Source organism: Streptomyces sp. WMMC940 (assembly GCF_027460265.1).
Taxonomy (GTDB): Bacteria; Actinomycetota; Actinomycetes; order Streptomycetales; family Streptomycetaceae; genus Streptomyces.
This window is the reverse complement of record NZ_JAPZBC010000001.1, coordinates 1,982,922-2,003,389: the sequence shown is the minus strand read 5'-3', so window position 1 is coordinate 2,003,389 and position 20,468 is coordinate 1,982,922. Positions and strand designations below refer to the sequence as shown.

The window sequence follows — 20,468 nt, the reverse complement described above, 5'->3', positions numbered from 1 at the left end:
ATCCGGGTCACCCGGGTCGACTTCGCACGCCCCGCCACCGCCCTCATCCTCGGTCGGTGGCCGCGCCTCTCGGTCCCTCGCGGCACGGCGCGTCGGGGCGTCAGGACACAACCGAGAAAACTCAAGGAGATACGGCCATGGCCGTCGTCACGATGCGGGAGCTGCTGGAGAGCGGCGTCCACTTCGGTCACCAGACCCGTCGCTGGAACCCGAAGATGAAGCGCTTCATCTTCACCGAGCGCAACGGCATCTACATCATCGACCTGCTCCAGTCGCTGTCGTACATCGACCGCGCCTACGAGTTCGTCAAGGAGACCGTCGCGCACGGCGGCTCCATCATGTTCGTCGGCACGAAGAAGCAGGCGCAGGAGGCCATCGCCGAGCAGGCGACCCGCGTCGGCATGCCCTACGTCAACCAGCGCTGGCTCGGCGGCATGCTCACCAACTTCTCCACCGTCTACAAGCGCCTTCAGCGTCTGAAGGAGCTCGAGGCGATCGACTTCGAGGACGTGGCCGCCTCCGGTCTCACCAAGAAGGAGCTCCTGGTCCTCTCCCGCGAGAAGGCCAAGCTGGAGAAGACCCTCGGTGGCATCCGCGAGATGCAGAAGGTGCCGAGCGCCGTCTGGATCGTCGACACCAAGAAGGAGCACATCGCCGTCGGTGAGGCGCGCAAGCTCCACATCCCGGTCGTCGCGATCCTCGACACCAACTGCGACCCGGACGAGGTCGACTACAAGATCCCGGGCAACGACGACGCGATCCGCTCCGTCACCCTGCTCACCCGCGTGATCGCCGACGCCGTCGCCGAGGGCCTCATCGCCCGTTCCGGCGTCGCGACGGGCGACTCGAAGCCGGGCGACAAGGCCGCCGGCGAGCCGCTGGCCGAGTGGGAGCGCGACCTGCTCGAGGGCGAGAAGAAGGCCGACGAGACGCCGGCCGCCGAGGCCGAGAAGCCGGCCGAGGCCGCTGCCGAGGTCGAGAAGCCGGCCGAGGCCGCTGCCGAGGCCCCGGCCGCGGACGCCGACAAGGCCTGACACCCAGGTTCCGGTATCCGACGGCGGGGGCCCATGAAGCCCCCGCCGTCGGCCCGTAGATCGTTCGACCTCAGCTCTTCGACTTCAGAGAGATTCACAGACATGGCGAACTACACCGCCGCTGACGTTAAGAAGCTCCGCGAGCTCACCGGCGCGGGCATGATGGACTGCAAGAAGGCGCTCGACGAGGCCGACGGCAACGTCGACAAGGCCGTCGAGGCCCTGCGCATCAAGGGCCAGAAGGGCGTCGCCAAGCGCGAGGGCCGCTCCGCCGAGAACGGCGCCGTCGTCTCCCTCATCGCCGACGACAACACCTCCGGTGTCATCGTCGAGCTGAAGTGCGAGACGGACTTCGTCGCCAAGGGCGACAAGTTCCAGGCCGTCGCCAATGCGCTCGCCGCCCACGTCGCCGCCACCGGCCCGGCCGACATCGAGGCCCTGCTCGCCTCCGAGATCGAGCCCGGCAAGACCGTGCAGGCGTACGTCGACGAGGCCAACGCCAACCTCGGCGAGAAGATCGTCCTGGACCGCTTCGCCCAGTTCTCCGGTGCCTACGTGACCGCGTACATGCACCGCACGATGCCCGACCTGCCCCCGCAGATCGGTGTCCTGGTCGAGCTCGACAAGCCGAACGCCGAGGTCGCCAAGGGCGTCGCCCAGCACATCGCCGCCTTCGCGCCGAAGTACCTGTCCCGCGAGGACGTCCCGGCCGAGGTCGTCGAGTCCGAGCGCCGCGTCGCCGAGGAGACCACCCGCGCCGAGGGCAAGCCCGAGGCCGCCCTGCCGAAGATCGTCGAGGGTCGCCTCAACGGCTTCTTCAAGGACGCCACCCTCCTGGGCCAGCCGTACGCGCTGGACAACAAGAAGTCCGTCCAGCAGATCCTGGACGAGGCCGGTGTCGCCCTGAAGCGCTTCTCGCGCATCAAGGTCGGCATCTGAGCCGGTACGCGATCGACACGGGAGCCCGATAGGGTTTTCCAGCAGTCGTCGGCCGCGCGAACGCCGGACGACCGCAGATCTGACGAGGAGGCCATTGCCGCAGGGACACCAGCACCCACCGGCAATGGCCTTCTTCGTATGTGCACGAGGAGATCTCCATGAACAAGGGCGCGGACGCCAATCCGGCTGCCGACGACAAGAGCGACCACACCGGCCAGAAAGCCCGCCGCTTCATGCTGAAGCTGTCCGGAGAAGCGTTCTCCGGCGGCACCGGCCTGGGCGTCGACCCCGACGTCGTACACGCCATCGCGCGGGAGATCGCCGCGGTCGTCCGTGACGGCGCACAGATCGCGGTCGTCATCGGCGGCGGCAACTTCTTCCGCGGGGCCGAGCTCCAGGTGCGCGGCATGGACCGGGCGCGCTCCGACTACATGGGCATGCTCGGCACGGTCATGAACTGCCTCGCCCTCCAGGACTTCCTGGAGAAGGAGGGGATCGACTCCCGTGTCCAGACCGCCATCACCATGGGCCAGGTCGCGGAGCCCTACATCCCGTTGAGGGCGGTGCGCCACCTCGAGAAGGGGCGCGTCGTGATCTTCGGTGCCGGTATGGGCATGCCCTACTTCTCCACCGACACCACCGCGGCCCAGCGTGCCCTGGAGATCGACGCCGAGGCCCTGCTCATGGGCAAGAACGGTGTCGACGGCGTCTACGACTCCGACCCCAAGACCAACCCGGACGCGGTGAAGTTCGACGCGCTGGAGTACGGCGAGGTGCTCGCCCGCGACCTCAAGGTCGCCGACGCCACCGCCATCACCCTCTGCCGCGACAACGCGCTGCCGATCCTCGTCTTCGAACTGCTCGCCGCGGGCAATATCGCGCGGGCCGTCCGGGGTGAGAAGATCGGCACGCTCGTGAGCGACCAGGGCACCCGGGCCTGATCCCGGGGACCGCCCCGGGATGGACAAAGCCCTGCCGGTCGGACACCGTGCAGGGAGGACGCGCCGCCAAGTTTCGCCGGTCTCGTACGCGTGGCACGTACCGGTCCGCGGACCCGCACCACGGGTCGTGTACCGGGGCCGCCGCTCGTACTCGCCGGGACTACCAAGACACGCAGGAGCAAGTGGTGATCGAAGAGACCCTCCTCGAGGCCGAGGAGAAGATGGAGAAGGCCGTCGTGGTCGCCAAGGAGGACTTCGCCGCGATCCGCACCGGGCGTGCGCACCCGGCGATGTTCAACAAGATCGTGGCCGACTACTACGGTGCGCTGACGCCGATCAACCAGCTGGCCTCGTTCTCGGTGCCGGAGCCGCGCATGGCCGTGGTGACCCCGTTCGACAAGAGCGCGCTGCGCAACATCGAGCAGGCGATCCGCGACTCCGACCTCGGCGTCAACCCCAGCAACGACGGAAACATCATCCGGGTGGTGTTCCCGGAGCTCACCGAGGAGCGCCGCCGCGAGTTCATCAAGGTCGCCAAGGGCAAGGCCGAGGACTCCCGGATCTCGATCCGCTCCGTGCGCCGCAAGGCCAAGGAGGCCATCGACAAGCTGATCAAGGACGGCGAGGTCGGCGAGGACGAGGGCCGTCGTGCGGAGAAGGAGCTCGACGACACCACCGCGAAGTACGTCGCGCAGGTGGACGAGCTGCTCAAGCACAAGGAAGCCGAGCTGCTCGAGGTCTGATGAACGACTCTTCCTGGGGGGCCCCGACGAGTACCGGCTACTGGGGCCCGCCCGACCAGGGGGCTGCCCCGGCGGGTCCCGCATACGATGAGCTTGACGCCCAGCAGACTCGGCCCATGCCCATCGTGCCGGACGATCCCGACGCAGGTAGAGACGCCGCAGACCGCGATGACCGCGACCGGGGGGCCGCTCGGCTGAGTGGCCCCCCGGTCCGCGACGAGATGCCGCAGGAGCCCATGCCCACCCCTCCGCCGGCTGCGGCCTCCCAACCGCCGGAGCCGCAGCCGCCGCAGAAGAAGCGCGCAGGTCGCGATCTTCGTGCTGCCATAGGGGTCGGCGTCGGGCTCGGTGCGGTGATCGTCGCGGCGCTGTTCGTCGTCAAGGCCGTGTTCGTCGGTGTGATAGCCGTCGCCGTGGTCGTCGGCCTGTGGGAGCTCACCTCCCGCCTCCAGGAGCGCAGGGGTGTCAAGGCGCCCCTGGTGCCGCTGGCGGTGGGTGGCGCGGCGATGGTCGTGGCCGGCTACGTGCGGGGTGCCGAGGGCGCCTGGGTCGCCACCGCCTTCACCGCCCTGGCGGTGCTGGTCTGGCGGATGACCGAGCCGCCCGAGGGTTACCTCAAGGACGTGACGGCCGGGCTGTTCGCCACGTTCTACGTGCCGTTCCTCGCCACGTTCGTCGCGATGATGCTCACCGCGGAGGACGGCCCGCAGCGGGTCTTCACCTTCCTCCTGCTCACGGTCGTGAGCGACACCGGCGCGTACGCGATCGGCTGGCGCTTCGGCAAGCACAAGCTCGCGCCGCGCATCAGCCCCGGGAAGACCCGCGAGGGCCTGTTCGGGGCCGTGGCGTTCGGGATGGCGGCGGGCGCCCTCTGCGTGCCGCTGCTGATCGGCGGCGGCACCTGGTGGCAGGGCCTGATCCTCGGCCTCGCGGTCGCGGTCAGCGCGACCCTGGGCGATCTCGGCGAGTCGATGATCAAGCGGGACCTCGGGATCAAGGACATGGGAACGCTGCTGCCGGGCCATGGGGGCATCATGGACCGGCTGGACTCGCTGCTGCCCACGGCGCCGGTGGTGTGGCTGCTGTTCGTGGTGTTCGTCGGCGCGGGCTGACGCGGGGAGGTCCCGTCGCAAACCGGGGAGTTCCGGTCGGAAGGGCTCTTCGTCCCAGGGGCGTCGGGCCCTTCCGCCGTGTCCGGGGCCGGTACCGTGCGCCCGTGTCCGTGCCGCGGTCTGTCCAGTCGGCCCCGGACCCTGCATGCTGGGCCCGGGACGCGGGAATCACCGGGCGGCGAGGGGGGACCATGGGGCGGAAGGCCGGCGGAGCGGCTGTGCTGCTCGTACTCGTGTGCGTCACCGGGTGCGGGGGAGGGGACGACGGGGCCACGGACTCCCGTCCGTCCGGGACGCCCACCCCGACCCGCGCGGAACAGCCCGCGCCGAGTGCCCTCGTGCCCCCGGCGACCAGCGGACCGCCCGCCTCCACCCCGTCCGGGGCGACGCCCGACCGGGCGTCCGCGCTCGTCACCCTCACCGAGAGCGGCGGTATCGACGGGCGACACCATTCGGTCGTCGTGTACGACGACGGTACGTACCTCCTGGTCGCACCGGGTGAGAGGAACCGTCCCGGCCGGATGGCCCCGGCGGCCCTCGCCGAACTGCGGACGGCCCTCGACGAGGTCGACTTCTCCCGGCTGCCGACCCGGCCCACCGGGCCGCCGATCATGGACGGGCTGACCCGCGTGCTGGTCCACGACGGCCACACCTCCGTCGACGACGGCACGGACATCCCCGCCGACCTCGCGGCGGTGTACGACGCCCTGCCGCCTCTCGGCTGACGCGGACCGGGCCGACGGGGCCCGGATCCGCACCTGCCGGGGGCGCACCCGGCCGGTCACATCACCGTGGTCACGACCACGGCAGTCGTGATCGCCACCATGGCCGTCTGCATGCTGTTGACGTCGTCGCGGAGGCCGGCCCCGCCCAGCGGCCGTCGGCGGTCCTCACCATCTCCCGGCCGACCGTCCGGGATCGGGTTCGGGCCCGTGGTCGGCCCCTGCCCGGTGTCGGTCCGGAGCCGGGCACGACCCGCCGCCGGTCCGGTTCGTCCCGCACCCGCCCGGCTCGGTCGTCGCGTACCGGGAGACCGCCGTCCCGGCCCGGCCGGTTCCCCCGCATCCCCCGGGTGTCCGGGCAGCCGGTTCACTTAAGTCGATCTGCGACACTGGTACGACCATGCCCAAGCCCGGAGAACTCACTTTCGTCGCCCCCCGCGGAGCCAAGAAGCCCCCGCGGCACCTCGCCGACCTCACGCCCGCCGAGCGGAAGGACGCCGTCGCCGCGATCGGCGAGAAGCCGTTCCGGGCGAAGCAGCTGTCGCAGCACTACTTCGCGCGCTACGCGCACGAACCGGAGCAGTGGACCGACATCCCCGCCGCCGCGCGCGAGCGGCTCGCGTCGGAACTGCTGCCCGAGCTCATGTCGGTGGTCCGGCACGTCTCCTGCGACGACGACACCACCCGCAAGACGCTGTGGCGGCTCCACGACGGCACGCTCGTCGAGTCGGTGCTGATGCGCTACCCGGACCGGGTGACGATGTGCATCTCCTCGCAGGCCGGCTGCGGGATGAACTGCCCGTTCTGCGCCACGGGCCAGGCCGGTCTCGACCGGAACCTGTCCACCGCCGAGATCGTGCACCAGATCGTGGACGGCATGCGGGCCCTCCGCGACGGCGAGGTCCCCGGAGGCACGGCCCGGCTGTCCAACATCGTCTTCATGGGCATGGGCGAGCCCCTCGCCAACTACAACCGCGTGGTCGGCGCCATCCGCAGGCTCACCGATCCGGAGCCCGACGGCCTCGGCCTGTCGCAGCGCGGGATCACCGTTTCCACGGTGGGCCTCGTCCCGGCGATGCTGCGCTTCACCGACGAGGGCTTCAAGTGCCGCCTCGCCGTCTCCCTGCACGCGCCGGACGACGAACTGCGCGACACCCTCGTCCCCGTCAACACCCGCTGGAAGGTCCGGGAGGTCCTGGACGCGGCCTGGGAGTACGCGGAGAAGTCCGGCCGCCGCATCTCGATCGAGTACGCCCTGATCCGGGACATCAACGACCAGGCATGGCGCGGTGACCTGCTCGGGCGGCTCCTCAAGGGCAAGCGGGTGCACGTCAATCTGATCCCGCTGAACCCGACTCCGGGCTCCAAGTGGACGGCCTCCCGGCCCGAGGACGAGAAGGCCTTCATCGAGGCCATCGCCGCCCACGGCGTCCCGGTCACCGTCCGGGACACCCGTGGTCAGGAGATCGACGGGGCCTGCGGCCAGCTCGCCGCCTCCGAGCGCTGAGTGCCAGGGCGGCTTCCGGAGCGAACCGATCCGGTCGGCCTGGTCACGGGCCTTCGCCCGGATCAGGGCCGGCTCGATGGTCTCGCCGCAGGGACCGCCCCGGTCCCTGCGGAGCGTCCGACGGGGCCCCTGTACGCTGGCCCGAACATCTGCATATTCCGACAGGGGAGCGCCACAGCGCTGAGAGTGCGGTGACCGTCAGACCGCAGACCCTCTGAACCTCGCCCGGGTCATTCCGGGTAGGAAGTTCGGACGAGACTCAAGCTGTTGCGCCCTGCCCGGCTCCCGGATCCCGAGGATCCCGCGGCCGGGCAGGGCCGCGTCTCTTCCTGGTCATGCCCAGGAGGAATCAGTGAGCACCACCAAGAAGATCACCGTCACCGCGCTGGCCGCGGCCCTCGGTGTGAGCACGCTCGCGGCCTGCGGCGGGTCGTCCGGGGACGACTCCGCCGGAGCCGGCGGCAGCGGCTCCAAGACCGTGACGCTCGTCAGCCACGACTCCTTCAACGCCTCGCCGGCCGTGCTCAAGGAGTTCACCGAGCAGACCGGGTACACGGTCAAGGTGCTGAAGAGCGGAGACGCGGTCGAGGCGCTCAACAAGGAGATCCTCACCAAGGGCTCCCCGCAGGGCGATGTGTTCTTCGGCGTCGACAACACCACGCTCTCCCGGGCCCTCGACAACGACCTGTTCACCCCGTACGAGGCCGAGGGTCTGGAGCGGGTCCCCGAGGCCGTCCGGCTCGACGAGGACGGGCACCGGGTCACGCCGGTCGACAGCGGCGACATCTGCGTCAACTACGACAAGAAGTACTTCGCCGACAGGAAGCTCGCCCCGCCGCAGACCTTCGACGACCTCGCCGAGCCCGCGTACCGGAACCTCCTCGTCGTCGAGAACGCCGAACGCTCCTCGCCGGGCCTCGGTTTCCTCCTCGGCACCGCTGCCGCCTACGGGGACGAGGGCTGGCAGGACTACTGGAAGAAGCTGCGGGCCAACGGCGTCAAGGTCGTCGACAGTTGGGAGATCGCCTACAACCAGGAGTTCTCCGGTTCCGCCGGCGGCAGGGCGGCCAAGGGCGACCGGCCGCTCGTCGTCTCGTACGCCTCCAGCCCGCCGGTCGAGGTGCTGTACGCCGAGCCGCGGCCGAAGGCGGCACCGACCGGTGTCTCCACCGGCACCTGCTTCCGCCAGACCGAGGCCGCCGGCCTCCTCAGGGGCGCGCGGAACGAGGCCGGCGGCAAGGCCCTGCTGGACTTCCTGATCAGCAAGAAGTTCCAGGAGGACATGCCGCTCAACATGTTCGTGAACCCGGTGGTCGAGGACGCGGAGCTGCCCCCGCTCTTCACCGAGTTCGGCGAGGTGGTCGCCGAGCCGCGCACGATGGCTCCGGAGAAGATCGCCGAGAACCGCGACCAGTGGATCCAGTCGTGGTCCTCGCTCGTCCTGAAGTAGCCGGGTCGTCCGGCGGGAACGCCGGTCCGCGCGGGAGGAACCCCTCGCGCGGCCCGGCGTCCCTGCGCGCCACCGCGGCACGCTCGGCCCTGATGGCCCTGCCCGTCGCGTTCTTCGCCCTCTTCTTCGCCCTCCCCGTGGCCTCGATCGTCGGCCGTGGACTGCGGGTGGGGGACTCCTGGCGGTTCGGCGGCGTCGCCGAGGTCGTCGGCCGCCCGGACATCCTCCAGGTGCTCTGGTTCACCCTCTGGCAGGCGCTCGCCTCCACGGGGCTGACCCTGCTGATCGCGCTGCCCGGCGCCTATGTCCTGGCTCGCTACGACTTCCCCGGGAAGCAGTTGCTGCGGGCGGTCGTCACCGTGCCGTTCGTGCTGCCCACCGTCGTGGTCGGCACCGCGTTCCTGGCGCTCCTGGGCCGGGGCGGGCTGCTGGACGACCTGTGGGGCGTGCGGCTCGACACGACGGTCTGGGCGATCCTCCTCGCCCATGTGTTCTTCAACTACGCCGTGGTGGTACGCACCGTGGGCGGTCTGTGGGCCCAGCTCGACCCGCGCCAGGAGGAGGCCGCACGGGTCCTCGGCGCAAGCCGCTTCGGGGCCTGGCGGCGGGTCACCCTGCCCGCGCTGACCCCGGCGGTGGCCGCCGCCGCGCTGATGGTGTTCCTCTTCACCTTCACCTCGTTCGGCGTCGTGCAGATCCTCGGCGGACCGGCGTACTCCACGCTCGAGGTGGAGATCTACCGGCAGACCGCCCAGGTGCTGGACCTCTCCACGGCCGCCGTGCTGACCCTGGTGCAGTTCGCCGCCGTGGGCGCGGTCCTCGCCGTGCACGCCCGGACCGTGCGGCGACGGGAGACCGCGCTGCGACTCGTCGATCCGGCGCTCGCCGCGCACCGTCCGAGGGGCGCCGGGCAGTGGGCCCTGCTGGGCGGGGTGCTCGCCACGGTCGTGGTGCTGATCCTGGCACCGCTCGCGGTGCTGGTCGAGCGGTCGTTCGACGGACCCGGCGGCTACGGCCTCAGCTTCTACCGGGCCCTGCAGTCGGCCGAGGCGAGTGGCGGCACGTTCCTCGTCCCGCCGGTCGAAGCCGTGTGGAACTCCCTCCAGTACGCGCTCGCCGCCACCGCGATCGCGCTCGTCGTCGGCGGTCTCGCGGCCGCGGCGCTCACCCTCCCCCGGACGTCGTCCGGGGGGGTCTCCAAGGCCGGCCGGCTCGTCCGCGGCTTCGACGCGCTGCTGATGCTGCCGCTCGGGGTCTCCGCCGTCACCGTCGGTTTCGGATTCCTCATCGCCCTCGACGAGCCGCCGCTGGACCTGCGCACCTCCTGGATCCTCGTGCCGCTGGCCCAGGCACTCGTGGGAGTGCCCTTCGTCGTACGGACGATGCTGCCCGTGCTGCGGGCCGTCGACGCACGGCTGCGGGAGGCGGCGGCCGTGCTGGGCGCCTCGCCGCTGCGGGCATGGCGCGAGGTGGACCTGCCGCTGGTGCGCCGGGCGCTGCTCGTCGCCGCCGGTTTCGCCTTCGCCGTCTCGCTCGGCGAGTTCGGTGCCACCGTCTTCATCGCCCGGCCGGACAACCCGACGCTCCCGGTCGCCGTGGCCCGACTCCTCGGCCGTCCCGGCGAGCTCAACTACGGCCAGGCGATGGCGCTTTCGACGATCCTCATGCTGGTCTGCGCGGCGGCCCTGCTGCTGCTCGACCGGCTCCGTCCCGACCGTTCCGCAGGGGAGTTCTGATGCTGGCGCTGGAGAACGCGACCGTGCGCTTCGGGCGGCGGGCGGCGCTGGACGGTGTGGACCTGGAGGTCGCCGACCACGAGATCGTGTGTGTGCTCGGACCGAGCGGGAGCGGCAAGTCGACCCTGCTGAGGGCCGTCGCCGGGCTCCAGCCCCTGGACGGCGGCCGGGTGCTGCTCGGCGGCGGCGACCAGACCGGAGTGCCGGTGCACCGTCGCGGGGTGGGCCTGATGTTCCAGGACCACCAGCTCTTCCCGCAGCGCGACGTCGGCGGCAATGTCGCCTTCGGGCTGCGGATGCACGGGGTGCCGAAGGCCGAGCGGCTTCTGCGGGTCGAGGAGTTGCTGGAACTGGTCGGGCTCCCCGGCGCCGCGCGACGGGCCGTCGGCGCGCTATCCGGCGGTGAGCAGCAGCGCGTCGCCCTCGCCCGGGCGCTCGCCCCCAGCCCGCGGCTGCTGATGCTCGACGAGCCACTGGGCCAGCTCGACCGCACCCTCAGGGAGCGGCTCGTCGTCGAACTGCGTGCGGTGTTCCGCCGGCTGGGCACCACGGTGCTGGCCGTCACCCACGACCAGGGGGAGGCCTTCGCGCTCGCCGACCGGGTGGTGGTCATGCGCGACGGACGCGTCGCCCAGTCGGGCACACCTCGGGACGTGTGGCAGCGGCCCGCCTCGGAATTCGTCGCGCGGTTCCTCGGCTTCGCCAACGTGGTGCCCGCGACGGTGAACGGGAGCGCGGCCGAGACCCCCTGGGGCGGCGTCCCGGTCCCCACGGGCTCGCCCCAGGGCGCCTGCAGGCTGCTGGTACGGCCGTCCGCGGTACGGCTTCGGCCGCGCGGCACGGGACTGCCGTGCGCGGTGGAGTCGCTGACCTTCCGCGGCCACCATGTCGCCGTACGGCTGCGGCCGCACGACGCGCCGCCGCTGGAGGCCGAGTGCGGGCTCAGGGACGCTCCCGAGCCGGGCGCCGAGGTCGGGGTCGCGTTCGCCGCGGAGGACGTGGTGGTCCTGCCGCCCGACACCGGCGACTGATCCGGCCGGAGCCGGCTGCCGCCCGGGACCTCAGCCGGCCGGACGTGCGGCGGCCGTCAGCCGGGCCAGTGCCCCGGGTGCCTCCTCCACCGAGTCGACCAGCGCGATACGCGTCTGCATCGCGCGGCCCTCCGCCAGGGACCGCAGCAGCGGCCAGGCCGGGAGCCGCTCCGTCCAGTGGGCGCGGTCCACCAGGACCATCGGCGTCGGTTCGCCCCGCGACTCGTAGTAGTTCGGGGTCGCGTTGTCGAAGATCTCCTGCAGTGTGCCCGCGGCGCCGGGGAGGTAGACGACACCGGCGGTGCAGCGGGCGAGCAGCCCGTCCTCGCGGGTGGCGTTGGCGAAGTACTTGGCGATGTGCCCGGCGAACGGGTTGGGCGGCTCGTGCCCGTAGAACCAGGTGGGGATGCCGACCGAGTCGCCGCCCTGCGGCCAGCGCGAGCGGACCTCGAGGGCGACGGCCGCCCAGTCGGTGACGGAGGGGGTGAACGACGGGACCTTGGCGAGGAGTTCGAGGGCCTCGTCCAGCATCTCGTCGGGGTGCGGGGCCGAGTAGGCGCCGAGGTTCGCCGCCTCCATCGCCCCGGGGCCGCCGCCGGTGGCGACGGTCAGCCCGGCGCGGGCGAGTGCGCGGCCGAGCCGGGCCGCGCCGGCGTACTCGTCGGTGCCCCGGCTCATCGCGTGACCCCCCATCACCCCGACGACCGGCACCCCGTCGAGGAGTTCGTCCAGGGCGTCCGAGACGGCGTCGTCGTGCAGGGCCCTGAGCATCGAGGCGTAGATGTCCCGGTCCGCCTTGGTGAGCTGGAACCAGTCGTACGCGAGCGCGTCCGGCGTGACCTCGTAACCACCGTCGGCGAGGCCGTCGAAGAGCTCGTCGGGGGTGTAGAGGAGCCCCCGGTAGGGGTCGAACGGGAGGTCCGGCAGGGGAGGGAAGACGAGGGCGCCGTCCGCGCGGACCTTGGCCGTGGCGTCCGGCTCCATGGCGCAGCCGAGGAACGCGGTGGCCGTGGTGTCGCACGACAGGAGCGCGAAGGTGCGCCCGCTCAGGTCGACGGACTGTATGCGGTGCCCCGCGAGGCTGCCCCGCCGGGCGACGACCCGGTCGAACTCCTCGAGCGTCTCGATCTCCCGGTCGTCGTCGAACGACGAGCCGAGCCGCGGCCTCTGTCCGTTCACCATGGCCGCCACGATATGCCCCGGGTCCGGGGCCCCCGTGTCCGGGTCGGTGACCTCGCCCCGGTGTCAGCGCCGCAGTGGCAGGGCCGCCAGTTCCGCCACCGCCCAGGTGAGCGGGGCGAAGACGGCCAGCAGGACCACGGCCCGCAGCATCGCGGTGGCGTGCAGCAGGGCCACGGAGGCGCCCAGTTCGAGCAGACCGGCCCGTGTGCCCGCCCGTGCCTGCCGTGCCTCGACGGCCGAGGTGAGCAGCGTCGCCAGGGTGCAGGCCACGACGAGCGTCGCCCCCAGAGCGGTCAGCGGCCCGAAGGGCTGGGGGCGTTCCCCGGCGAGTGCGGAGGCCGCGATGAGGGCGGACACCACGGCGCACACGACGCCGAGGGGCCGCCCGAGCCGGCGTGCGTCCTCCACGAGCGCCCGCCCTGCGAGCAGTCGCGTCGCCCCGGGCCGTACGGACTGCAGCACCCGCCCGCACACATGGACGATGCCCGGGCCGGCCATCGCGAGCCCCACCGCGGTCAGCGTCCAGCCGGCGAGCACCCCGCCGGGGGTGCCGCCGGCGCCCTCCGCGCCCCGGCCCGTGTACGCCTCGATCGCGACGCCCACGGCCGTCAGCGCGACGCCCCAGGGGAGGCCGCCGGGCGCACCCGTGGCGTGGTCGGGTTCGTCGTCGGGGAGTTCGCCGCCCTTCTGGCGGCGCGGACGCAGGGCGAGTGCGGCCGCCCCGGCGCCGAGGACCGGGACGAGTGCGAGCAGCAGGACCACCGCCCCCAGCGGCAACGGCCGGCCTGCGGCGAGCAGTTCCGCCGCGTCGCCGTCGAACGGCATGCCGCTCAGGTCCCCGCGCAGGTGCAGGAAGAACAGCAGGGCCACCGTGCTGCCGAGGACGCAGGACACGGCGGTGGACGCCGCCGCCAGCGCGCTCATGCGCACCGGTCCGAGTCCGACGGCTGACAGGCCCTGACGGGGTCGCGTACCCGGGTCCGTGCGGGCCACCGCCACGGCGAACTGGACCGTGGCCGCCAGCGGGGCGAGACACCATGCCAGCCGCTGCAGTGCCGGATCGGAGGGATGCGGGCCGGACACCGCGTAGGACAGGGTGCACAGAAGGAGGAAGCCCACCCCCGCCGAGGCCGTCGCCACCAGGAGGCGGCGCAGCAGGACGAGGGGGTGGGAGCCGCGGCTCAGACGGAGAGCGAGCACTCGGCCAGGCCTTCCGCCTCCGCGTCCTGCACCGGGGTGACCCGCCGGCCGTCCACCAGCGACACACCGCGGTCGGCGAGGGTCGCGACCTCCTCGTCATGGGTCGCGAGCACGAGGGTGATGCGGTGCGACCGGGCGGCGGTGGTGAGGGTGCGCAGCACCTGGGCCCGGTCGGAGCTGTGGAGTGTGGCGGTCGGCTCGTCGGCGAACAGCACCGCGGGAGTGGTGACCAGGGCACGGGCGAGGGCGATCCGTTGCCGCTGCGACTGCAGCAGCGCCCGGGGCCGCTTGCGGGCGCACCGCCCGATGTCGAGCCGCTCCATCCATTCCAGGGCGGCCGTCCTGGCCTTGCGGTGCGAGGAGCCGCGCAGCAGCAGTGGCAGCGCCGCGTTCTCCCAGGCGGTCAGTTCGGGCACCAGCTGGGGTTCGGGCCCGATCCAGCCGAAGCGCTCTCGCCTCAGCCGCTCGCGGTTCAGCGGCCCCATGGTGTGGACGGGTGTGCTGTTGAACCACACCTCGCCCTGCTGCGGCACGATCTGCCCCGAGAGACAGCGCAGCAGGGTCGTCTTCCCGCTGCCGCGCGGGCCGTTCACCGCGAGGATCTCTCCCTCGCGCACCCCGAGGGAGACTCCGCAGAGGGCGGGCGAGCCGCCGAGGGCGTGGTTCAGGGACCGCGCCCAGAGCACATCGTTGTCCGGCGGGACCACCATGGCGTACACCTCGGTTCAGATCCGTGGGTTCCGTTCCCCCGCACGGGCGAACGACCCCGAGGCCGATCGGTCACAGCACCGTAGGGACTCGGAGCCGGGTGTACGCACGGCACGCGGCCCGGACGCCTCCCTTCTCACCCGAAGGGAGGCGTCCGGGCCGTCGGCGCGGGCAGGGGGCCCGGTCCTACAGCTTCGACCAGGCCTCGGCGAGGACGCCGCGCAGGATCTGCTCGATCTCGTCGAAGGTCTCCTGGGTGGAGATCAGCGGCGGGGCGAGCTGGACGACCGGGTCGCCGCGGTCGTCGGCACGGCAGTACAGGCCGGCGTCGAACAGCGCCTTGGAGAGGAAGCCGTAGAGGACCCGCTCGGTCTCCTCCTCGTTGAAGGACTCCTTGGTGTTCTTGTCCTTCACGAGCTCGATGCCGTAGAAGTAGCCGTTGCCGCGGACGTCGCCGACGATCGGCAGGTCGTGCAGCTTCTGCAGCGTCGAGAGGAACGCGCCCTCGTTGTCCAGGACGTGCTGGTTGAGCTTCTCGCGCTCGAACAGGTCGAGGTTGGCGAGGCCGACGGCCGCGGAGACCGGGTGGCCGCCGAAGGTGTAGCCGTGCAGGAAGGTGTTGTCGCCCTTGTAGAACGGCTCGGCGAGCCGGTCGGAGACGATGCAGGCGCCGATCGGGGAATAGCCCGAGGTCATGCCCTTGGCGCAGGTGATCATGTCCGGCACGTAGCCGAACTTGTCGCAGGCGAAGGTCTTGCCGAGGCGGCCGAAGGCGCAGATGACCTCGTCGGAGACCAGCAGTACGTCGTACTGGTCGCAGATCTCGCGGACCCGCCGGAAGTACCCGGGCGGCGGCGGGAAGCAGCCGCCGGCGTTCTGCACGGGCTCCAGGAAGACCGCGGCGACGGTGTCGGGACCCTCGAACAGGATCTGCTGCTCGATCTGGTCGGCGGCCCAGCGGCCGAAGGCCTCGGGGTCGTCGCCGTGCAGCGGCGCGCGGTAGATGTTGGTGTTCGGGACCTTGTGCGCACCGGGCACCAGCGGCTCGAACGGGGCCTTCAGGCCCGGCAGGCCGGTGATGGACAGGGCGCCCTGCGGGGTGCCGTGGTACGCGACCGCGCGGGAGATCACCTTGTACTTGGTCGGCTTGCCGGTGAGCTTGAAGTACTGCTTGGCGAGCTTCCACGCGGTCTCGACCGCCTCACCGCCGCCGGTGGTGAAGAAGACCTTGTTGAGGTCGCCGGGGGCCTCGCCCGCGAGGCGCTCGGCCAGCTCGACCGCCTTCGGGTGGGCGTAGGACCACACCGGGAAGAAGGCCAGCTCCTCGGCCTGCCTGGCGGCCACCTCGGCCAGCTCCCTGCGGCCGTGGCCCGCCTGGACCACGAACAGGCCGGCCAGGCCGTCGATGTAGCGCTTGCCCTTGTCGTCGTAGATATAGGTGCCCTCACCACGCACAATGGTGGGCACGGGGGAGTTCTCGTACGACGACATGCGGGTGAAGTGCATCCACAGGTGGTCGTAGGCGGACTTTGAGAGGTCGCTGCGGTCCTTGCTCACGGCTATCGGGTTCCCCACATATAGGTCTGCTTCTTGAGCTTGAGGTAGACGAAGCTCTCGGTGGAGCGCACGCCGGGGAGAGTGCGGATGCGCCGGTTGATCACTTCCAGCAGGTGGTCGTCGTCCTCGCAGACGATCTCCACCATCAGGTCGAACGAGCCCGCCGTCATGACGACGTACTCGCACTCGGACATGGCGGTCAGCGCATCTGCCACCGGGTCCAGGTCGCCCTCGACGTTGATCCCGACCATCGCCTGGCGCCGCAGGCCCACGGTGAGCGGGTCCGTGACGGCGACGATCTGCATCACGCCTTGGTCGAGCAGCTTCTGGACGCGCTGCCGGACCGCCGCCTCGGAAAGGCCCACGGCCTTGCCTATCGCGGCATAGGGGCGGCGCCCGTCCTCTTGCAGCTGCTCGATGATCGCCAGGGAGACGGCATCGATCGTGGGGGAGGTACCGCCGCCCCCGGTCCTGGAGTCTGTGCTTCGACTGGCCACGAGCACACTGTGCACCGGAGTCGTAGATTCCGCAACCGGTGAGCGATGAAATTCGTTGTTAGTGGATGCAAAAGTCACCGATTTCGAAGTCCAGCGGTGTTGGGTCTGTCGAAAGCGTCACTCGTCGGGCTAGCCTGGGCCGCGTAGTGTGGGGGTGTCTCACCCATCGGACATCTGAGGAGGGGTGGCTGTGACCACCGAACTGCGTCGTCTGCGCAATTACATCGACGGAGAGTTCCGGGACGCCGCTGACGGGCGGACCATCGAGGTGGTCAACCCGGCCACAGGCGAGGCGTACGCGACCTCCCCGCTGTCCGGCCAGGCGGACGTGGACGCCGCCATGGCGGCCGCCGCCGCGGCCTTCCCCGCCTGGCGCGACACCACCCCGGCCGAGCGCCAGAAGGCCCTGCTGAAGATCGCGGACGCCTTCGAGGAGCGGGCGGAGGACCTGATCGCGGCCGAGTCGGAGAACACGGGCAAGCCGCTCGGGCTCACGCGCAGCGAAGAGATCCCGCCCATGGTCGACCAGATCCGCTTCTTCGCGGGTGCGGCCCGGATGCTCGAGGGCCGCTCGGCGGGCGAGTACATGGAGGGGTTGACCTCCATCGTCCGTCGCGAGCCGGTCGGCGTCTGCGCGCAGGTCGCCCCGTGGAACTACCCGATGATGATGGCGGTGTGGAAGTTCGCCCCGGCCCTCGCCGCCGGCAACACCGTGGTGCTGAAGCCGTCGGACACCACCCCGGCCTCCACGGTCCTCATCGCCGAGATCATCGGCTCCATCGTGCCGAAGGGCGTCTTCAACGTCATCTGCGGCGACCGCGACACCGGCCGGATGATGGTCGAGCACCCGGTCCCCGCGATGGCCTCCATCACCGGTTCCGTACGGGCCGGCATGCAGGTGGCCGAGTCGGCGTCGAAGGACCTGAAGCGCGTCCACCTGGAGCTGGGCGGCAAGGCGCCGGTCGTCGTGTTCGAGGACACCGACATCGCGAAGGCCGTCGAGGACATCTCGGTCGCCGGCTTCTTCAACGCGGGCCAGGACTGTACGGCCGCGACCCGCGTGCTCGTGCACGAGTCCATCCACGACGAGTTCGTCAGCGCGCTGGCCAAGGCCGCGCAGGACACCAAGACCGGCATGCCCGACGACGAGGACGTGCTGTTCGGTCCCCTCAACAACGAGAACCAGCTGAAGCAGGTCTCCGGCTTCATCGACCGACTCCCGGCCCACGCGAAGGTCGAGGCCGGTGGGCAGCGCGTCGGCGACAAGGGCTACTTCTACGCTCCGACCGTCGTCTCCGGCCTCAAGCAGGACGACGAGATCATCCAGAAGGAGGTCTTCGGCCCGGTCATCACCGTCCAGTCCTTCACCGACGAGACGCAGGCCGTCGAGTACGCGAACGGCGTGGAGTACGCCCTCGCGTCCTCGGTGTGGACCAAGGACCACGCCCGAGCGATGCGCATGTCCAAGGTGCTGGACTTCGGCTGCGTGTGGATCAACACCCACATCCCGCTGGTCGCCGAGATGCCGCACGGCGGCTTCAAGAAGTCGGGTTACGGCAAGGACCTGTCGGCGTACGGCTTCGACGACTACACGCGCGTCAAGCACGTGATGACGTCCCTCGACGCGTAACGCGTAAGCGCGCAGGCGCTCGGACGCGTCCCGCGGGGGCGCCGCGCTTCCCGCGGCGCCGCACGAGGCCACCGGGGCACGGCCCCGGTGGCCTCGTGCACGCCCCGCGTGTCGGCTCCCGTGCTCCCGGGGCCGGGGCCCCATCGGTGCGCGGTCAGCCCAGCGGCGCCGTGTGCAGCGCCAGCAGCAGGCGCCAGACCCGGGCCGCCATGCGCTCCGGGCCGGCGTCGACGCTGCCGTGCAGCCAGTCGGCGAGCAGGCCCGTGAAGGCGGACGCGACCGCCGAGGCGACCAGGTCGGGGGCGGGCGCGCCCACCAGTTCCCGTTCACGGCGGCTCCGCTCCCTCAGTTCGCGGTGCAGGAGGTCCCCGAGCGGGCCGCCGCCCCCCTCCCGGAGGAGGGCGCGGTACAGGGGGGTGTGCGGGACGACGCCGCTGAAGAACCCCGCCAGCGCGGGCGGGGGGTCCTCGGGATCCGGTACCCCGCGCCAGGCGTGCAGCGCCTCCACCGCGTCCCGGACGATCTCAGCGCACGCGTCCACCGCGAGGGCGTCGAGGTCCGGGTAGTGCAGATAGAAGGTGGCCCGCCCCAGGCCGGCACGCCGGACCAGCCCCGCCACGCTCACCTCCGCCAGCGGCCGCTCCCGGCACTCGTCGAGGAGGGCGGCGCGCAGCCGGGCCCGGGTCCGATCGGCCCTGGGGTCCCCGCTCGTCCCCGCCCTGGGGTCCGCGTTCATCCCGCCGCCCACGCGGCCGCCAGTGCCAGGGCCCCGGGGAGCGCCTGGGCGGCGTAGACACGGCGGTTGGCGGTGGCGCCGCCGTACAGCCCGGCGATCACGACGCACACGAGGAAGAAGACCTGGACCCGGTGGCCCGTCGGGGGCGCGGCCGCCAGGCCCCAGACCAGCCCGGCGGCCAGAAAGCCGTTGTAGAGCCCCTGGTTGGCGGCCAGGGGAGCGGTGGCCCGCGCGGTCTCCGCGTCGAAGCCCGACAGTCGCCGGCCCGGCGGCCGTTCCCACAGGAACATCTCCAGCACCAGGAAGTACAGGTGCAGTACGGCCACCAGCGCCACGAGGACATGAGCGGTCGCGGTCACGGCGGGCTCCTCTCTCTTCTCGTTTCTTGGACAGGTGTCCAGGAAGTATAGACACTCGTCCATGATCGACAGGGTGTCGGTGCCGGGGCCGTCCGCTCGACGCACCGTCCATTGCCGCCCGCTGCCCGTGCCCGGCATCCTGCCGACCGTGTCCGCCAAGCCGAAGCAGTCCTCGACGCCCGGTACGCCCCGCCTCCTGTCCCGCCGCTCCGCGCTGCGGGCCCTGGGCGCCGCCGGCGCCGGGGCCGCGGGCGTCACGCTCGCCGGCTGCGGGGTTCCCCCGGCCTACGTCGAGCCCGCCGACCGCGCCGGACGCGACCTTTCCGGCCGCGACCGCACCCTCGACTTCGCCAACTGGCCTCTCTACATCGACACCGACGGCGAGGACACCTCCCGGCGCCCCACCCTCGCCGCCTTCACCCGGCGCACCGGTATCTCGGTCCGCTACACCGAGGAGATCAACGACAACGACGAGTTCTTCGGCAAGATCAGCCCCGCCCTGATGAACCACCAGGTCACCGGACGGGACCTCGTCGTCGTCAGCGACTGGATGGCCGCCCGCTTCGTACGTCTCGGCTGGGTCCAGGAGATGAACCGGGACCGCCAGCCGAACGTCGCCGAGCACCTGGACCCCCAGCTGCGCTCGCCGGCCTTCGACGAGGGACGGCGGTACAGCGTGCCCTGGCAGTCCGGGATCACCGGCATCGCCTACAACCGAGCCCGCCTTGGCCGCGAGATCCGGAGCACCGGGGAACTGTGGGCCGCCGACCTCCGGGGAAGGGTCACCCTGCTGTCCGGGCTGGACGAGTCCGTCGCGCTCCTCATGCAGGGCAACGGCGTGGACGTCACGCACTGGACCTCGGACGACTTCCACACCGTGTGCGACCAGGTGGAGACTCTGGTGCGCCGAGGGCACATCCGCCGTTTCACCGGCAACGACTACGTCAAGGACCTCTCCTCCGGCGACGTCCTCGCCTGCCAGGCCTACTCGGGCGACGTCATCCAGCTCCAGGCCGACAACCCCGACATCGCGTTCGTGGTGCCTGAGGAGGGCGCCGAACTCTGGGCGGAGTCCCTGATGATCCCCAATCTCGCCCAGCACAAGCGCAACGCCGAGGCCCTGGTCGACCACTACTACCGGCCCGAGGTCGCGGCCGAACTCGCCGCCTGGGTCAACTACGTGTGCCCGGTGCCCGCGGCCCGCGACGTCCTCGCGGACTCGGGCGACGCGGAACTCGCCGCACTGGCCGAGGACCCGCTGGTCTTCCCCGACGACGCGATGCGCCGGCGGCTGGCGATCGCCCGGGACATCACGTCGGCGGAGCGGCGGGAGTTCGCGAAGCGGTGGAACGGGATCGTGGGGCTGTAGGCCGCGGACGCTCGC

19 protein-coding genes are annotated in these 20,468 nt (G+C 71.5%); 12 read left to right on the top strand and 7 right to left on the bottom strand.

What is annotated here, in order from left to right; all coding sequences use genetic code 11:
• Nucleotides 1-137: 137 nt before the first annotated feature.
• From rpsB to O7595_RS08640, 10 genes are all read left to right on the top strand, one after another.
• Nucleotides 138-1,034 carry a 30S ribosomal protein S2 gene (gene rpsB / locus O7595_RS08685; protein ID WP_269728154.1) on the top strand — a complete coding sequence of 299 codons (897 nt, stop codon included), beginning with the start codon at nt 138-140 and terminating at the stop codon, nt 1,032-1,034.
• A gap of 102 nt (nt 1,035-1,136) precedes the next feature.
• A complete protein-coding gene (tsf, locus tag O7595_RS08680; protein ID WP_093653570.1) occupies nt 1,137-1,973 on the top strand; it encodes a translation elongation factor Ts in 837 nt (278 codons plus the stop codon).
• Between the two features lie 158 nt (nt 1,974-2,131).
• Complete coding sequence (gene pyrH, locus O7595_RS08675) at nt 2,132-2,914, top strand: UMP kinase (RefSeq protein WP_269728153.1); 783 nt, start codon at nt 2,132-2,134, stop codon at nt 2,912-2,914.
• A 185-nt stretch (nt 2,915-3,099) separates the two neighbouring features.
• Complete coding sequence (gene frr / locus O7595_RS08670) at nt 3,100-3,657, top strand: ribosome recycling factor (protein WP_026165253.1); 558 nt, start codon at nt 3,100-3,102, stop codon at nt 3,655-3,657.
• Nucleotides 3,657-4,769: a phosphatidate cytidylyltransferase gene (locus tag O7595_RS08665; protein ID WP_269728152.1), complete on the top strand. Its 1,113-nt coding sequence runs from the start codon at nt 3,657-3,659 to the stop codon at nt 4,767-4,769. The genes frr and O7595_RS08665 overlap by 1 nt, the downstream gene beginning before the upstream one ends.
• Before the next feature lie 191 nt (nt 4,770-4,960).
• Nucleotides 4,961-5,494: a hypothetical protein gene (locus O7595_RS08660; protein WP_269728151.1), complete on the top strand. Its 534-nt coding sequence runs from the start codon at nt 4,961-4,963 to the stop codon at nt 5,492-5,494.
• A 397-nt stretch (nt 5,495-5,891) separates the two neighbouring features.
• Nucleotides 5,892-6,998 (top strand): 23S rRNA (adenine(2503)-C(2))-methyltransferase RlmN, encoded by a 1,107-nt coding sequence (gene rlmN / locus O7595_RS08655; RefSeq protein ID WP_269728150.1) that lies wholly within the window; start codon nt 5,892-5,894, stop codon nt 6,996-6,998.
• A gap of 352 nt (nt 6,999-7,350) precedes the next feature.
• On the top strand, nt 7,351-8,448 hold the full coding sequence (locus O7595_RS08650; RefSeq protein WP_269728149.1) for a thiamine ABC transporter substrate-binding protein: 1,098 nt from the start codon (nt 7,351-7,353) through the stop codon (nt 8,446-8,448).
• 92 nt (nt 8,449-8,540) lie between these two features.
• Complete coding sequence (locus tag O7595_RS08645; RefSeq protein WP_269728148.1) at nt 8,541-10,184, top strand: ABC transporter permease; 1,644 nt, start codon at nt 8,541-8,543, stop codon at nt 10,182-10,184.
• Nucleotides 10,184-11,215, top strand: a complete 1,032-nt coding sequence (locus O7595_RS08640) for an ABC transporter ATP-binding protein (RefSeq protein WP_269728147.1) — start codon at nt 10,184-10,186, stop codon at nt 11,213-11,215. The genes O7595_RS08645 and O7595_RS08640 overlap by 1 nt, the downstream gene beginning before the upstream one ends.
• Nucleotides 11,216-11,245: 30 nt before the next feature.
• On the opposite strand, the gene O7595_RS08635 is transcribed toward O7595_RS08640, so the two are convergent.
• The 5 genes from O7595_RS08635 to O7595_RS08615 all read right to left on the bottom strand — a co-directional run bounded on the left by O7595_RS08635 (nt 11,246) and on the right by O7595_RS08615 (nt 16,359).
• Nucleotides 11,246-12,397 carry an LOG family protein gene (locus tag O7595_RS08635; RefSeq protein WP_269728146.1) on the bottom strand — a complete coding sequence of 384 codons (1,152 nt, stop codon included), beginning with the start codon at nt 12,395-12,397 and terminating at the stop codon, nt 11,246-11,248.
• 63 nt (nt 12,398-12,460) lie between these two features.
• Nucleotides 12,461-13,597 (bottom strand): hypothetical protein, encoded by a 1,137-nt coding sequence (locus tag O7595_RS08630; RefSeq protein ID WP_269728145.1) that lies wholly within the window; start codon nt 13,595-13,597, stop codon nt 12,461-12,463.
• Nucleotides 13,579-14,307 (bottom strand): ABC transporter ATP-binding protein, encoded by a 729-nt coding sequence (locus O7595_RS08625; RefSeq protein ID WP_269728144.1) that lies wholly within the window; start codon nt 14,305-14,307, stop codon nt 13,579-13,581. The genes O7595_RS08630 and O7595_RS08625 overlap by 19 nt, the downstream gene beginning before the upstream one ends.
• A gap of 184 nt (nt 14,308-14,491) precedes the next feature.
• Nucleotides 14,492-15,880, bottom strand: coding sequence for an aspartate aminotransferase family protein (locus O7595_RS08620; RefSeq protein ID WP_443071585.1), 1,389 nt, complete (start codon nt 15,878-15,880; stop codon nt 14,492-14,494).
• The gene (locus O7595_RS08615) at nt 15,865-16,359 is read right to left on the bottom strand and encodes an Lrp/AsnC family transcriptional regulator (protein ID WP_269728142.1); all 495 of its coding nucleotides are present in this window, start codon (nt 16,357-16,359) and stop codon (nt 15,865-15,867) included. The genes O7595_RS08620 and O7595_RS08615 overlap by 16 nt, the downstream gene beginning before the upstream one ends.
• A gap of 190 nt (nt 16,360-16,549) precedes the next feature.
• Here O7595_RS08615 and O7595_RS08610 point away from each other — a divergent pair, with 190 nt between their 5' ends.
• Nucleotides 16,550-17,989 (top strand): gamma-aminobutyraldehyde dehydrogenase, encoded by a 1,440-nt coding sequence (locus O7595_RS08610; protein ID WP_269728141.1) that lies wholly within the window; start codon nt 16,550-16,552, stop codon nt 17,987-17,989.
• A gap of 154 nt (nt 17,990-18,143) precedes the next feature.
• Here the strand turns inward: O7595_RS08610 and O7595_RS08605 are convergent, their stop codons facing one another.
• Nucleotides 18,144-18,725, bottom strand: a complete 582-nt coding sequence (locus O7595_RS08605) for a TetR/AcrR family transcriptional regulator (protein WP_269728140.1) — start codon at nt 18,723-18,725, stop codon at nt 18,144-18,146.
• Nucleotides 18,722-19,084 (bottom strand): DUF1304 domain-containing protein, encoded by a 363-nt coding sequence (locus O7595_RS08600; protein WP_269728139.1) that lies wholly within the window; start codon nt 19,082-19,084, stop codon nt 18,722-18,724. The genes O7595_RS08605 and O7595_RS08600 overlap by 4 nt, the downstream gene beginning before the upstream one ends.
• 196 nt (nt 19,085-19,280) lie before the next feature.
• Between O7595_RS08600 and O7595_RS08595 the strand changes: the two genes are divergently transcribed.
• Nucleotides 19,281-20,453: a polyamine ABC transporter substrate-binding protein gene (locus O7595_RS08595; RefSeq protein ID WP_269732420.1), complete on the top strand. Its 1,173-nt coding sequence runs from the start codon at nt 19,281-19,283 to the stop codon at nt 20,451-20,453.
• The last annotated feature ends 15 nt before the right edge of the window (nt 20,454-20,468 follow it).

Coding starts and splice junctions, on each gene's coding strand:
- rpsB (WP_269728154.1), top strand. CDS start 138: ATGGCCGTCGTCACGATGCGGGAGCTGCTGGAGAGCGGCGTCCACTTC.
- tsf (WP_093653570.1), top strand. CDS start 1,137: ATGGCGAACTACACCGCCGCTGACGTTAAGAAGCTCCGCGAGCTCACC.
- pyrH (WP_269728153.1), top strand. CDS start 2,132: ATGAACAAGGGCGCGGACGCCAATCCGGCTGCCGACGACAAGAGCGAC.
- O7595_RS08665 (WP_269728152.1), top strand. CDS start 3,657: ATGAACGACTCTTCCTGGGGGGCCCCGACGAGTACCGGCTACTGGGGC.
- O7595_RS08660 (WP_269728151.1), top strand. CDS start 4,961: ATGGGGCGGAAGGCCGGCGGAGCGGCTGTGCTGCTCGTACTCGTGTGC.
- rlmN (WP_269728150.1), top strand. CDS start 5,892: ATGCCCAAGCCCGGAGAACTCACTTTCGTCGCCCCCCGCGGAGCCAAG.
- O7595_RS08645 (WP_269728148.1), top strand. CDS start 8,541: ATGGCCCTGCCCGTCGCGTTCTTCGCCCTCTTCTTCGCCCTCCCCGTG.
- O7595_RS08640 (WP_269728147.1), top strand. CDS start 10,184: ATGCTGGCGCTGGAGAACGCGACCGTGCGCTTCGGGCGGCGGGCGGCG.
- O7595_RS08635 (WP_269728146.1), bottom strand. CDS start 12,397: ATGGTGAACGGACAGAGGCCGCGGCTCGGCTCGTCGTTCGACGACGAC.
- O7595_RS08625 (WP_269728144.1), bottom strand. CDS start 14,307: ATGGTGGTCCCGCCGGACAACGATGTGCTCTGGGCGCGGTCCCTGAAC.
- O7595_RS08605 (WP_269728140.1), bottom strand. CDS start 18,725: ATGAACGCGGACCCCAGGGCGGGGACGAGCGGGGACCCCAGGGCCGAT.